Below are 12,726 nucleotides of genomic sequence, written 5' to 3'. Positions count from 1 at the left end.
GCGGCGGTCATCGTGAGTGCGCGGCGGTCTGCAGCCCGACCAGTCGGGCCACCAGGAGCGCGAGGTACAACTGGCCGATCACGGCTTCGAACACCGCCAGCCCGCGCATCGCGGGCGTCGCAGGCACGAGGTCGCCGTAACCGAGCGTGGCGAGCGTGACGAAGCTGAAATAGATGGCATCGCCCATGCCGATGCCGGCCGGCGGGACGACGCCGCCGGACAGGAGCGAGCCGGGCAGCACGCGCGTCATCGCCGCGTACACCACGCCCCAGCACACGCCGATCAGCAGGTAGGCGCTGAGCGCGGCGTACACGCGCTCGGCGTCGATGCGCACGCTCGACAGCGAGAAGCGCACGGCGTTGTACGCGGCGACCAGTGCGATGACGCCCCAGATCACGGCGCCGAGGATCGACAGCGCCGGCGCCTGCGGGCCACGGGCAGCGAACCAGCGCAGCACCAGCGCGAGACCGATCAGCGAGAACAGCGTGCGGCGTTCGGCCTTCAGCACGATGGGGAACACCGCGGCGATGAGGTTCACCGCGAGGAACGCTTCCATCGCGTTGCGGCCGAAGTGCATCGTTTCCAGCAGCGGACCGATGGCGACGGTGAGCAGCAGCGAGAAGAACAGCAGCGCGTAGCGGTGCCGGTCGACGAAGCGGCGCGGATCGTGCACTGCGCGGGAAGCGGCGGCGTTCATTTCGCCCCCGATACGTCGGGCACGTAGAAGAACACCGCCGCCAGGATCAGGTACACCGCGAGCAGCTGCACGCCGCGCAGCCAGTCGGTGCGGCCGTCGCTGGCGATCTGGCCGGTGATGAGCACCGAGAACAGGATCGTGAGCACCAGCCCCGGCCCGAAGACGAGCCCCATCGGGTGCGGCCCGATGACGTAGCTGAGCAGCACGAGCAACGGCGCGACGAGCAGCGCGAGCTGCACGCTGGCGCCGAGCGCGATCGACATCGCCAGATCCATGCGGTTCTGGCGGGCGGCAACAATCGCGGTCGCCTGTTCGGCCGCGCCACCGATCACCGCGAGCACGAACACGCCGGTGAAGGCGTCCGACAGGCCGAGTTCCTCGCTCGCCGGTTCCACCGCGCCGACGAGGATCTCGCTGAGCCAGATGATGCCCAGGCTCACTGCGGCGAGGACGATCACCGCCTTGCGCGGGCTCCATTGCGGTGCCTGGTGCGCGTGGTGCAGGTCGGCGGCGGTTTCGTCGGTTACGCCCGGCTTGCGCGCGCGGATCGCGCGGCTGGCCATCAGCGTGTAGGCGACGTTCGCCACGTACACCAGCAGCAGCGCGACGGCGATCCACGCGCTGATCGGATCCAGCTGCGGCTGCGCGTCCGGCACGATCGCGCCGTACGCGGCGGGCATGATCAGCGCGATCACCGCCAGCGTCAGCATCGTCGCCTGCACGCGTGCGGCGCGGCCGTCGTAGCGCTGTTCGCCGTGCCGCACGCCGCCCAGCACCATGGCGACGCCGAGCACGAACAGGATGTTGCCGATGATGGTGCCGGCGATGGAGGCCTTCACCATGCCGTGCAGGCCTTCGCGCAACGCGGCCAGCGCGATGATGAGTTCGGCGGCGTTGCCGAAGGTCGCGTTGAGCAGGCCGCCGACGCCGGGGCCCAGGCGCACGGCGAGCGAGCCGGTCGCCTGCGCCATGAGCGAGGCCAGCGGCACGATGCCGAGCCCAGCGACGATGAAGATCAGCAGCGCCCGTTGCGGCGCGAAGTGCTCCAGTGCGATCGCCAGCGGCATGAGCAGGAGGAGCCATCGCATCGGGGCGTCCTCAGTGGGCCGCGGGTGCGGCGCCGGCGTCCGGCGCCACCTCCGACGGCGTGCCGAAATTGCCGCCGAGGGCGAGGTGGAGGTCGACGCGGCGGGAGAGGCGTTCGCGCTGCACGCTCAGCAGCGCGGTTTCGGCAGCCCATGCGGCGAGCTGGCGCTGGCTCACGGTGCGCAGGTCGGCGCGGCCGATGCGGTAGGCCGATTCCTCCATGCGCACGATGTCGCGGTTGGCGTCGACGGCTTCGCGCAGGATGCGTTCGCGATCGGCGAGCACGCGCTCGGCGGTGAGCGCGTCCTCGACTTCGTCCAGCGCGTTGAGCGCGCGGCGCGCGTAATCGGCGACGGCTTCCTTCTGCTCGGCCGTGCGCAGGCGCACCTGCCCGGTGAGCGCGCCGCCGGTGTAGATCGGCACCACTGCCGTGGCGTTGATGGTGTTGGTCGTCTGCTCCAGGTCCTCGCGCGTTTCGACGGCCGCGTTGCTGATGCGCGCATAGCCGCCGGAGATCGACAGCGTCGGCAGCATCGCGGCCTTTGCTTCGCCCACCAGGTCGAACGCGGCGGCGACGCGGCGTTCGGCGGCGATCATGTCGGGACGGCGGTTGAGCACGTCGATCGGAATGCCTGCCGGCACCGGCGCGGGGAAGGGCGTGAGCGCGCCGGCGACGTCGAGCGTCGCGGCCGGATAGCGCCCCAGCAGCAGTTCCAGCGCACGCAGCGCCTGCCGGTGCGCGAGTTCTATCTGCTGCTGCGCGTCGGCGTAGGTTGCCAGGTTCGCCTGCGCGACCATCACGTCGGTCTGCGTGCCGGCGCCGACGCGAAGGCGGTCGCCGGACAGGTCGACCAGTCGCGTGCCGGCCTCGGTCATCTGCGCCGCGAGCGCCATCTGCAGGCGCGTTTCGTTGGCGACGAACCACGCGCGGGCGACGCTGGCGGCAAGCGATTGCTGCGCGAAGCGGTAATCGGCGCTGGACGCATCGCGCGCCGCCCGTGCGGCATTGCGCGCGTAGCGCATGCGACCCCACAGGTCGATCTCCCAGCTCAGCCGCAGCATCACGCCGCTGAGCAGCGGGATGAGGTCGGCGATCGGCTTGGAACCGGCGCGCCCGAGCAGGCCGATCGCGGGCTTCAGCTTGGACTCGGCCAGATCGACCTGCGCGTTGGCCTGCTCGACACGCGCGGCGGCCATCAGCAGGTCCGGATTGTGTTCGAGCGCTTCGTGCACCAGGCGCGTGAGCACCGGATCGTTGAAGCTCGCCAGCCAGCCTTCGTCGACCTGCGCGGCGCTTGCCTGCGCCGACCAGTTGGGCGGGATGGTCGTGTAGCCCAACGCCTGTCCGCGCACTTCATCGCCCGTGGGCTCGGGCAGCACGGCGCAGCCCGTCGCGAGGACGAGCAGGAAGGCGCCGGTGAGCGCCTTCATCGCGGATCGGCTCGCGGCGACGTCGCGCATCGTGGCCTCAGTGCAGTTTCAACACGAGCCAGTCGAGCTTGGTGCCCACCCGCAGGATCACCTTGCGGATGATGTGCAGCAGCTTGCCGCGCTCGGTGTAGATGGCGCCCTGGCCCTGCGCGCCCATGGCGATGAAGGTGTCCACGTCGCGACCGGCGGGACGCAGGCGCACGGCGATGCGACCGAGCGGCAGCGGCGTCGTGCCGCTGGTCGGCACCATGCCGCTGATCGGCAGCTGACCGGTCGACGAGGCCCACACCACCGAGTCGACCGCGCACTTGATGATGCGGTTCGGGTGCGTCTTCAGCGCGATTTCGGCTTCATTGCCGGGTGCGACGTTGGCCAGCTCGTTCTGCGCGAACATCGCCAGCACGATCTGTTCCTTCTCCACGAAACTCATCACCGGCGTCAGCGGGATCGACGCCGCGTAAGAGCCTTCGCGCAGCTGCAGGTTGATCACGACGCCGTCCGCGGGCGCGTAGACGGTTGTCTGCTCCAGCTGCCAGCGCGCCTGGATGATCTGCGCCTTGAGCTGTTCGACCGCCGCATGCGCCTGCGCGACTTCCGACAGCTGCCCGTCGCGCGTCTTGGCCGACATCTTCTGCTGCACCTGCGCCATCTGCGCCGAGGTGGACGTCAGTTCCGACCGCAGGCTCGCCGCTTCCGTCTGTGCCTGCTCATGGTCGAACTTCGATCCCGCGCCTGTGCCGGCGAGTTCGGCGGTCTGGCGTTCGCGACGGATCGCGAGGTCCAGCCGGGAGTTCAGTGCATCGCGCGTGGAGCGCGCCGATCGCAGCTCTTCGTTGAGTTCGCGCTGGTACGCCTGCGCGCTGTCGAGCTTGGCCGACAGCTCAGGCAGTTTGGCCTCAAGGGCGAGCAGTTCCTGCTGGAACGGCACCGGGTCGATGCGGAACAGCACGTCGCCCTTGCGCACGGGCCGGTTCGGTTCCACCGGCACGGCGATCACGCGTCCGCTCACGCGCGGCACCACCTGCACGACGTAGTTGATCACGCGCACGTCGGAAGAAGAGGGTGCCACGACGTTGAGCACCAGGATCATCGCCGTCAGCGCGAAGATCGGCAGCGAGACGACGATGATCTGGCTGACGAAATTCCACGGCAGCCATTTGAACTTGAAGAAGATCAGCCAGACGAAGAAGGAATAGATGAGCAGCAGGATGATTTCCATGGCTTACTCCTCGTCGCCGCCGGGCGTGCGTGCGGGTCGTGCGCCGCCGCGTTCGCCCATCGCCAGCGCCATTTCCAGCGAACGGATGCGACGGCGCAGTTCATCGACCTCGGCCTGCGTTTCCGCGGCGCGCGGCTGCGTGTCGGCGGCCGCCACCGCGACGGGTTCCTCCTCAGGCGCGGCGCGCGCGTCGTGCAGCGGCGAGAGCGCGTCGCCCGCATGGCCGTGATGGTCGGCGGTGTCGGTGCCGTAGGCCATCTTGTGCAGCACGGGCTTGGTGTAGGCCCACAGCCACGCCAGCGGCCAGAGCAGGCCGCCGAAGACGAGCGACAACAGGCAAAGCGTCTTGATGGCATCCAGCTGCGGATGCCTGCGGTTCTCGGCGATGCGCTCGGGAAGGATGTGCACGATCCAGAACACGGCGATCAGCACGACCGGCACGATGATCAGCGCGATCCACGCCACGACGTTGGCCATCGTGTCCAGTGCGTCGCCGCTCAGCAGCGAGGCGTGCGCCAGGCACGGTTGCAGCAGCGCCAGCGCCAGGCCGAAGCGGGCGAGGGCGCGCCTTTCGCGGGAAGGGGGGATGGAAGTGCTCATGGTCGTCCGCCGTTCGGTCCTCGCGCTCATGCCGCGTTCCCGTGCGGCCCGACCGCATCCAGGATCGCGCCGATCAGGGTTTCGTCGTCCACCGGCTTGCTCAGGAACGCCTTCGCGCCGCCGTCGAGTGCGCGACGGCGGCCCTCGGCCGTGTCGTTGCCGGTCAGCACGACCACGGGCAACGGCAGCGCCCACTCCCGCAACTGGCTCTGCACATCGAAGCCGGTCATCCCCGCCATGTGGAGGTCGAGCACCACGCAGTGCGGCGCGCTTTCGCGTGCGTGGCGCAGGAATTCCGAGCCCGTGGCGTAGACGAGCACCTCGAACCCCGCGGACCGAAGCAGGCGATGCAGCGCGTGGCGGACGTCTTCTTCATCGTCCACGACGGCAATCGTGAGGGGGCGCCGGGGCATGCGGCCACTAGAGGCCACGTCGGAAAGGCGTTCAATTGGCCCTTGGCCCTAGTCGGGCAGCGTTCGCGGGGCGGTATGCTTCTTGCGAAGAGGCGAGGCGGGCGATCAGCGGTCGCACGCGGCACTGGACGGGGCCGGTTGGATGTCCGAATAATCGGGTGTACGGCGTCTGCATCGAGTAGCCCACAAGGAGTGGTCCGATGTCCGCAGTCGTTCACACCGTCGACGATGACTCCGACGTGCTTGTCGCACTCGGACGCATCCTTCGCAGCGAAGGTTTCGAGGTCGCTGCGAGCCGCTCCACGCGCGAATTCCTGGATCGCTACGATCCGGACGTTCCCGGCTGCATCGTGCTGGACCTGTCGATGCCCGAGATGGACGGCCTGCAGACGCAGGCGCTGCTGGAAAGCCGCGGCATCGCGTGCCCGGTCATCTTCCTCACCGGTTGCGGCGACGTGCACAGTTCCGTGTGCGCGATGAAGGGCGGCGCGATCGATTTCCTCACCAAGCCGGTGGAGGCCGACGCGCTGATCGATGCGGTGTCGCGCGGACTGGAACACGACCGTCGGGCACGCGCGCAGGCGGAGGAACAATGCCGCGTCGAGATGCGCTTCGCGGTGCTCACGCCACGCGAGCGCGAGGTGCTGGTGCACGTGCTCGCGGGACGGCTCAACAAGCAGATCGCGGCGGACCTGGGCATCGTCGAGAAGACGATCAAGGTCCATCGCTCGCACGTGATGCACAAGCTCGGCGTGCGATCGGTAGCGGAACTGGTGCGGCTGGCGGAGCGGGCGCACGTGGCGTGAGGTTTACGACCCGCCGTCGCAGGTGGCGTCATGCGTACTGAAGCCGTCATCCCGGCGAAGGCCGGGAGCCAGGCCCGCAGCGTGTGGGCACTCACGTCGCGGCGATCCACCTCACCGTCATTCCGGCGGAAGCTGGAATCCATCTTGATGTCGCTGTAGCTGTCGCTGTTGCCCTTGCTCGTCATTCCCGCGAAGGCGGGATCCATGGACTCTCCACGCTTGACTCGTGGCGTCGAAGAGCAAAGGAATCACTAGCCAGGCTTCCGATCGCCTGCGGCGCTCGGGTCACTTTTCTTTGCTTGCCCGAAGAAAAGTAACCAAAAGAAAGGGCAGTTCCCCGACAAATCAATCCCACGACCGGGCAGCACAAGGGCGCGTTCGCGATTCGTTTGGCCCGCGCTTGCGGCGCGGGCGTTCGGGCGATGCGCGAGCCAGTGGCTCGCAAGCACGCATCGCCCTCACTCCATGGCTCAGCGCTCACCGCCGCACATCCTGTGCGGCGCCCTTCGGGGCTAGTGAACTGATCGGCTGTTCGACAGCAACAGCAACAGCAACAGCAAGAGAACGAATTCCACTCTCGGGGCAATGACGGTGCGTGCGTTCTAGCCCTCTCCCGCTTGCGGGAGAGGGGGTTGGGGTGAGGGCGAGCCGCGCGGTGGCGCGCTGATCAGCTTCCGCTGTTGAGCCACTCTCCCAAGGAGAGGCGCTGGGGTAATAGTCGGAGCGGTGCGCTGATCAGCCTTCGCCGTTGAGCCCCTCTCCCGCCGGGAGAGGGGTTGGGGTGAGGGTCGGGGCGTGCGATCACGTTGGCACTTGCGATGCCCGCATTGCAGCTTTCGCTGGAATACGGTGAGTTGGTTCGCCGTTGAGGGCGTACCCCATCGTGATCGGCCTGGGTCCTAGCCTTCGCCGGGATGACGGGGGAGGGTTCGCCGTTGAGGGCGTACCCCATCGTGATCAGACTGGGTCCCGGCTTTCGCCGGGATGACGGTGACGGGTACGGTGCCGACGGTGAGGGCGACGGCGAGGGCAATGCCATCGCGCGCAGCTCCATCGCACCCGACCTCACTCCACCCGCGCCACCGGCAGCTCGATGTGCAGCTGCGCGCCGCCGCCGCTTGCGTTCTCCGCCCACAGCCGGCCGCGATGCGATTCCACGATCGTGCGGCAGATCGCCAGACCCAGGCCCAGGCCGTTGGGCTTGCTGGTCTGGAATGGCTCGAAGATGCGCTCGTGCATGCCCGTGTCGATGCCCGGTCCGTCGTCTGCGACGGTCAGGTGCACGTGGTCGCGGCGCCCCACCGAACGCAATGTCAGGTGACGGCCGTCCTGCTCGCGCATCGCGTCGCACGCATTGAAGATCAGGTTCACCAGCACCTGCTGGAGCTGCACGGGGTCGCCTTCGATCGGCGGCAGGCCGGGCGCGAGGTCCGTCACGACCACGACGTCCCGATTTCGCAGGTCGCTGCGCAGCAGGCGCAGGCATTCGCGCACGGTGTCGTTGAGGTCGATCCGCGCGAGGTCCTGCGACCCTTTGCGCAGCAGGGTGCGCAGGCGGCGGATGACATCGCCGGCGCGGCGATCGTTCTCGACGATGTCCGACAGGATCTCGCCGATTTCCGACAGATCCTCCGGATTGCGCACCAGCATGCGCTGCGCGGCCTGTGCGTTGCTGAGGATCGCCGCCAGCGGCTGGTTGAGTTCGTGCGCGAGCGAACCGGAAAGCTCGCCCAGCATCGTCACGCGCGACAGGTGCGCCACTTCGTCGCGACGCAGCGAGAGTTCGGCGTCCTTGCGGCGACGTTCGGAAATGTCGCTCACCGCCGCAAGCGTCAGCGTCTGGTCGCCGAAACGCACGGGATTGAGGCCGACCTCGATCGGGAATTCCGTGCCGTCCTGGCGCAGGCCATGCAGTTCGTGGCCGTTGCCCATCACGCGCTTGGTCGGGCCGAGGCTGTACATCTGCCGATGGCGCACGTGGGTGGCGCGCATCGATTCGGGCAGCAGGCGTTCGAGGTCGCGGCCCAGCAGTTCTTCGCGCGCATAGCCGAACATGCGTTCGGTCTCGGCGTTGAGCAGGCAGATGCGGCCGGCCTCGTCGACCAGCAGCAGCGCGCTCGGCGCGGCTTCGAGCAGGGCGCGGAAGCGTTCGCCGGACAGCCGGCTGTCGGTGTCGTCGCGCGCCACGCCGCGCATCGCGAGCGCGCGGCCTTCCTGGTCGAACTCCATCTCGCCGCTCACCGTCAGCCAGCGCTCCGGCTCCGCGTGCGCCAGGCGGAAGGTCGTGGTGAAGGTTCCCGATTCCCAGGCGTCTTCGATCGCACTGCGCAGTTGCGGGCGATCGTTCGGATGGATGCGGCGCATCACCGACGCCAGGTCGCACTCGCCTTCGTGCCCGCCGAACCACTCGCGCGACTTGGACGAGCCGACGACGCGATCGTCCGGAATGCTCCACGACCACAGGCCGACGCGCGCGCCTTCGGCCGCATGCTGCAGGTCGCGCTCGCCCTGCAGGCGCGCGAGTTCGCTTTCGCGCAGTTTCGCGGCCAGGCGGTTGGATTCGATCAGGTTCGAACCCAGCTGGTAGCTCATCGCCGCGATGACGAAGACGAAGCTCGGGGTGCCGACGAAGGGCGCCTTGCCGATGTTGAGCGTCATCACCAGTGCCGAGACCACCATCAGGCCGATGAACAGCAACCAGCCGCCGCAGATGATCGCGGCATGCCGGCGCACCTGCGGATCGGCCGCGCGCGCGGTCGAGAACAGCAGCACCACCATGTACGCGGCGAGCAGTAGGTTGCTCAGTTGCGCCACGATCACCCACGGGTTCGGCGCGCCGATCGGGTACGCGACCCAGACATCGCCTGGCCAGCGCACGCGGCCGACTTCGTGGATCGCCGCGAAATTCAGGTTCGCGCCGCTGGTGAAGTTCGCCACCAGCGCGACCAGCCGCAGTGCCAGCGCGACCGCGCCGAGCGCGAAGTACTTCGGGCCGAAGGAGAGGCGGGCGAAGGCCACCAGCGAGGCGACCAGCAGCGCGACGGGAACGTGCATCCAGCGGATCAGCGTGCCCAGTTCCGCCGGGGTACGCGCGTGCAGCGCGACCATCTCCAGCACCGCCAGCACCGACAGCGAAGCCGCGGCGACCGCGAATGCCAGGTGCTGCGGCATCGAACGCTGCCGGATCCAGATCAACACGTGGATCAGCCCCAGCGTCAGGCTGGCGGCAGCGAGCATCGGCCATGCGATCTGCACCCACGTCATGCGGGCCCACCCTCGTCCCCGGGTATGTCCAGAGCATAAACGCGATGGCGGGATCGTGCAGGTCAGGGAGCGGCGGCCGTGCACCCGCGCAGGGCGTGCGCCATGTACCGGTCGAACAGGGTGGTATGCAGGTTGTGCAGCGCCAGCTCGATGCGGAATGGCGTGCGCGGATTGCGGTCGAGCAGGCGGGCGATGTGGAAGCCGACGGGCTTCACGCCCTGGCGGTGCACGTAGACACGGAAGCCCCGATAGAACGGATCGGCCAGCTCCGCGTCCAGCTGCGCGAGCGTCGCCTGCGCGGCCGGCGGCAGGCTGGCGCGAAGTTCGGCGTCGCGTTCGAACAGGAGCCGCTCGAAGTACCGCTTCGGCCGGTACACGGGCATGGATTTCGCCAGCGCCCAGATGGCTTGGTTGCGCTCGTTGTAGTGCTCGAAGCCGCCGTGTTCGCGCAAGGCCGCGGCGGCATCGGCGTCCACGTCGTAGACGACGAAGTTCTCGGCCTGGTTGTTCAAGTCGTCGAGCTTGCTGCGGTCGAACACATGGAAGATGAAGCCGGGCAGGCCCATGAAGGCCTGTCGTCCCGCGCGGGAGGCCTCGGCGGCGAGCCCATCCCGCGTGAACTCGCCCGCGGAGGTGCCCAGCAGGATGCTGCGTGTGTCGTGCAGGCGATTGAAGGTTCCGATCACGATCTCGTCGGCGTCGAATTCAGCGTCGAAGCCGTCGCGGCCGTAGAGTTCGGCCTGCGTCGCGTATTGCGCGACCTGCCGCCCGACGCCGCATTCGGCGCGCACGTGGCCCTGGTAGAAGGCGTCGATCGCGCGCGAGTTCGACGCCAGTGGACGGTAGCCGCGGCCGAACGAGGCGACGGGTTCCCAGCCGTCGCGCCGTGCGCCGGTGGGGCCGAACCCGATCCATCCCATCTGCAGGCCGGAGAACTTGTAACCGGGATTGCCCGCGAGCTTGTCGACGGCGCGCCGCGTCGCATCGCCGAGCTTGAATCCGTACGCGCAATGCGTGGCGGGGTGGTGGAGCAGTTCGTCGACGAGGCGCGAACGAGCGTCGCTGTCGAGGTTGCGAGGCAAGCGCACGACGAGATCGCCCGCGGACTGCGCCTGCGCGAGGTCGGCGCGATCACACGGCGTCCCGGCTTCAATGGACACCTGCTGCGTGGGCGTCGGGATGAAGCGCCAGCCCAGGGATTCGAGCAGGCGCGTCTTGCAGTCGGGCGCGTCCGCGGCGACGACGCGCGTGCCGACGAGCAGGGCGAGGGTAGCGATCAGGCGCCAGGAGGTTCGCGGACGGACGCGTGGTGCGAGCGGAGCTTGTGCGTCGGGGGATGTTCGCATCGGCGGGCACGCTATCGCCCGCTGCGCGGTTGGTGCGTGAATGCTCTTGGCCCCTCTCCCAGCGGAAGAGGGGTTGGGGTGAGGGGCGGGGCGTGCGATTGCGCCCGCACTCGCAATGCTTCGAGCAGCTGCACGCGGAAACACTGCCGTCACACCTCTTTCACTCCCGCCCCAGTACAGCAGGCCCAACAATTCAACGTCGGGATCGCGCGCATGGCCCCGCTCAGGACGATCGTAGTGGCCGCCGTGTTCTGCGTGGCGGCGTGCAGCGGCGACAAGACGCCGCAGCTCACCGCGAAGGACGCCGCGCCGCCTGCGCCCGCCGACGCCGGCGCAAGCGCGCCGCCCGCGCAGACCAGCGTGCTGTTCCGCAACGTGCGCATCTTCAACGGCGTGGATCCGACCCTGCAGGCGGCCACCGACGTGCTGGTGCGCGGCAACCGCATCGCCACCATCGGCAAGTCCGACGTGAACTTCGCCGAGCCGGGGATGACGATCATCGACGGCGGCGGCCGCACGCTGATGCCCGGCCTCATCGACATGCACTGGCACACGCTGGCGGTGCGGCCGAGCATCGCCGTCGCGCTGCAGGCCAGCACGGGCTATCTGAACCTGATGGCGGGCGCCGAGGCATCGGACACGCTGCAGCGCGGCTTCACCACGGTGCGCGACGTGGGCGGCGCATCGTTCGGGCTCAAGCGCGCCATCGACGAAGGCTGGCAGGCCGGCCCACGCATCTATCCCTCTGGCGCGATCATCAGCGTGACCGGCGGGCATGGCGATTTCCGCAGTCCCGAAGAATTGCCGCGCACGCTCGGCTCCGCCGATTCGCGCATGGAGACCATGGGCGACACCGCCATCGCCGATACGCCGGACGAAGTCCGCACGCGCGTGCGCGAACAGCTGATGCGCGGCGCGTCGCAGATCAAGTTCACCGCCGGCGGCGGCGTGTCTTCGCCGCACAGCCCGCTGGACGTGGTCACCTTCACGCCGGAAGAAGTGCGCGCGGCGGTGCAGGGCGCGAACAACTGGGGCACCTACGTCACCGCGCACGCGTACACGCCGGCGGCGATCAAGCAGGCGGTAGAGGCGGGCGTGCAATGCATCGAGCACGGCAACCTGATGGACGAGGAAACCGCGCAGTTGCTCGCCAATCGCGGCGTATGGCTCAGCATCCAGCCGCTGCCGGAGGAACTGTTGCGCGCGTTCCCGCCCGATTCGGAGGAATACGCGAAGGGGCGCGAAGTGCTGACCGGCACCGACCGCGCGTATCAACTCGCGAAGAAGTACCACCTTAAGACGGCGTTCGGCACCGACGTGCTGTTCTCCGCCGCGCTCGCGCGCCGCCAGGGCGAACTGCTCGCCAGCCTGACGAAGTGGTACACGCCCGCCGAGGCGCTGATCATGGCGACCAGCACGAACGCGCAGCTGCTTGGGCTGTCGGGCAAGCGCAATCCGTATCCGGGTCGGCTGGGCGTCGTCGAGGCGGGCGCCTTCGCCGACCTGCTGCTGGTGGAAGGCGATCCGCTGTCGGACATCCGCATCATCACGCGCCCGCAGGAGAACTTCCGCGTGATCGTCAAGAACGGGCGGATCTACAAGAACACGATCAAGTGATGGCGCGTTGCTACGCCGCCGCCCCTCATCCCACCCTCTCCGCGTGGGAGAGGGGCTTTGAAGCCGTCATCCCGGCGAAAGCCGGGATCCAGGCCCGCAGCCCTCTGGCATCCCTCACCGGCGAACCACCTCACTGTCATTCCAGCGGAAGCTGGAATCCATCTTGATCTTGCTTCGTGCGCGGATCGGGTCACTGATAACAGCAGCCACGCATCGCAAGCGCCAGCGCAAGGCGCATGTCCCGCCT

The 12,726-nt window shown here is 68.5% G+C and carries 10 protein-coding genes; 2 read left to right on the top strand and 8 right to left on the bottom strand.

The window, feature by feature from the left end:
* Nucleotides 1–7: 7 nt before the first annotated feature.
* From DX912_RS00190 to DX912_RS00165, 6 genes are read right to left on the bottom strand one after another with little or no spacing between them, the layout of a single operon-like run.
* Entirely contained in the window at nt 8–697 is a 690-nt protein-coding gene (locus DX912_RS00190; RefSeq protein ID WP_115840456.1) for a potassium channel family protein, read from the bottom strand.
* Nucleotides 694–1,785, bottom strand: a complete 1,092-nt coding sequence (gene cax, locus DX912_RS00185) for a calcium/proton exchanger (protein WP_115840455.1) — start codon at nt 1,783–1,785, stop codon at nt 694–696. The genes DX912_RS00190 and cax overlap by 4 nt, the downstream gene beginning before the upstream one ends.
* Before the next feature lie 10 nt (nt 1,786–1,795).
* A complete protein-coding gene (locus DX912_RS00180; protein ID WP_115840454.1) occupies nt 1,796–3,244 on the bottom strand; it encodes an efflux transporter outer membrane subunit in 1,449 nt (482 codons plus the stop codon).
* 7 nt (nt 3,245–3,251) lie between these two features.
* On the bottom strand, nt 3,252–4,433 hold the full coding sequence (locus DX912_RS00175; protein WP_115840453.1) for an HlyD family secretion protein: 1,182 nt from the start codon (nt 4,431–4,433) through the stop codon (nt 3,252–3,254).
* A 3-nt stretch (nt 4,434–4,436) separates the two neighbouring features.
* Nucleotides 4,437–5,033, bottom strand: coding sequence for a DUF3302 domain-containing protein (locus DX912_RS00170; protein ID WP_115840452.1), 597 nt, complete (start codon nt 5,031–5,033; stop codon nt 4,437–4,439).
* Nucleotides 5,034–5,059: 26 nt separating this feature from the next.
* Nucleotides 5,060–5,446 (bottom strand): response regulator transcription factor, encoded by a 387-nt coding sequence (locus tag DX912_RS00165; protein ID WP_115840451.1) that lies wholly within the window; start codon nt 5,444–5,446, stop codon nt 5,060–5,062.
* Nucleotides 5,447–5,646: 200 nt separating this feature from the next.
* Between DX912_RS00165 and DX912_RS00160 the strand changes: the two genes are divergently transcribed.
* On the top strand, nt 5,647–6,252 hold the full coding sequence (locus tag DX912_RS00160; RefSeq protein WP_115840450.1) for a response regulator transcription factor: 606 nt from the start codon (nt 5,647–5,649) through the stop codon (nt 6,250–6,252).
* Nucleotides 6,253–7,317: 1,065 nt separating this feature from the next.
* On the opposite strand, the gene DX912_RS00155 is transcribed toward DX912_RS00160, so the two are convergent.
* A complete protein-coding gene (locus DX912_RS00155) occupies nt 7,318–9,516 on the bottom strand; it encodes a sensor histidine kinase (protein WP_115840449.1) in 2,199 nt (732 codons plus the stop codon).
* A 62-nt stretch (nt 9,517–9,578) separates the two neighbouring features.
* A complete protein-coding gene (locus DX912_RS00150) occupies nt 9,579–10,862 on the bottom strand; it encodes a hypothetical protein (protein WP_115840448.1) in 1,284 nt (427 codons plus the stop codon).
* Between the two features lie 213 nt (nt 10,863–11,075).
* Here DX912_RS00150 and DX912_RS00145 point away from each other — a divergent pair, with 213 nt between their 5' ends.
* Complete coding sequence (locus tag DX912_RS00145) at nt 11,076–12,479, top strand: metal-dependent hydrolase family protein (RefSeq protein WP_115840447.1); 1,404 nt, start codon at nt 11,076–11,078, stop codon at nt 12,477–12,479.
* Nucleotides 12,480–12,726: the final 247 nt, after the last annotated feature.

Origin of the sequence: Lysobacter soli, from assembly GCF_003382285.1 — a bacterium.
Lineage (GTDB): Bacteria > Pseudomonadota > Gammaproteobacteria > Xanthomonadales > Xanthomonadaceae > Lysobacter_J > Lysobacter_J soli.
The sequence above is the reverse complement of the archived record's forward strand: the minus strand, read 5'-3'. Positions and strand labels throughout refer to the sequence as shown.

Coding starts and splice junctions, on each gene's coding strand:
- DX912_RS00190 (WP_115840456.1), bottom strand. CDS start 697: ATGAACGCCGCCGCTTCCCGCGCAGTGCACGATCCGCGCCGCTTCGTC.
- cax (WP_115840455.1), bottom strand. CDS start 1,785: ATGCGATGGCTCCTCCTGCTCATGCCGCTGGCGATCGCACTGGAGCAC.
- DX912_RS00180 (WP_115840454.1), bottom strand. CDS start 3,244: ATGCGCGACGTCGCCGCGAGCCGATCCGCGATGAAGGCGCTCACCGGC.
- DX912_RS00175 (WP_115840453.1), bottom strand. CDS start 4,433: ATGGAAATCATCCTGCTGCTCATCTATTCCTTCTTCGTCTGGCTGATC.
- DX912_RS00170 (WP_115840452.1), bottom strand. CDS start 5,033: ATGAGCACTTCCATCCCCCCTTCCCGCGAAAGGCGCGCCCTCGCCCGC.
- DX912_RS00165 (WP_115840451.1), bottom strand. CDS start 5,446: ATGCCCCGGCGCCCCCTCACGATTGCCGTCGTGGACGATGAAGAAGAC.
- DX912_RS00160 (WP_115840450.1), top strand. CDS start 5,647: ATGTCCGCAGTCGTTCACACCGTCGACGATGACTCCGACGTGCTTGTC.
- DX912_RS00155 (WP_115840449.1), bottom strand. CDS start 9,516: ATGACGTGGGTGCAGATCGCATGGCCGATGCTCGCTGCCGCCAGCCTG.
- DX912_RS00150 (WP_115840448.1), bottom strand. CDS start 10,862: ATGCGAACATCCCCCGACGCACAAGCTCCGCTCGCACCACGCGTCCGT.
- DX912_RS00145 (WP_115840447.1), top strand. CDS start 11,076: ATGGCCCCGCTCAGGACGATCGTAGTGGCCGCCGTGTTCTGCGTGGCG.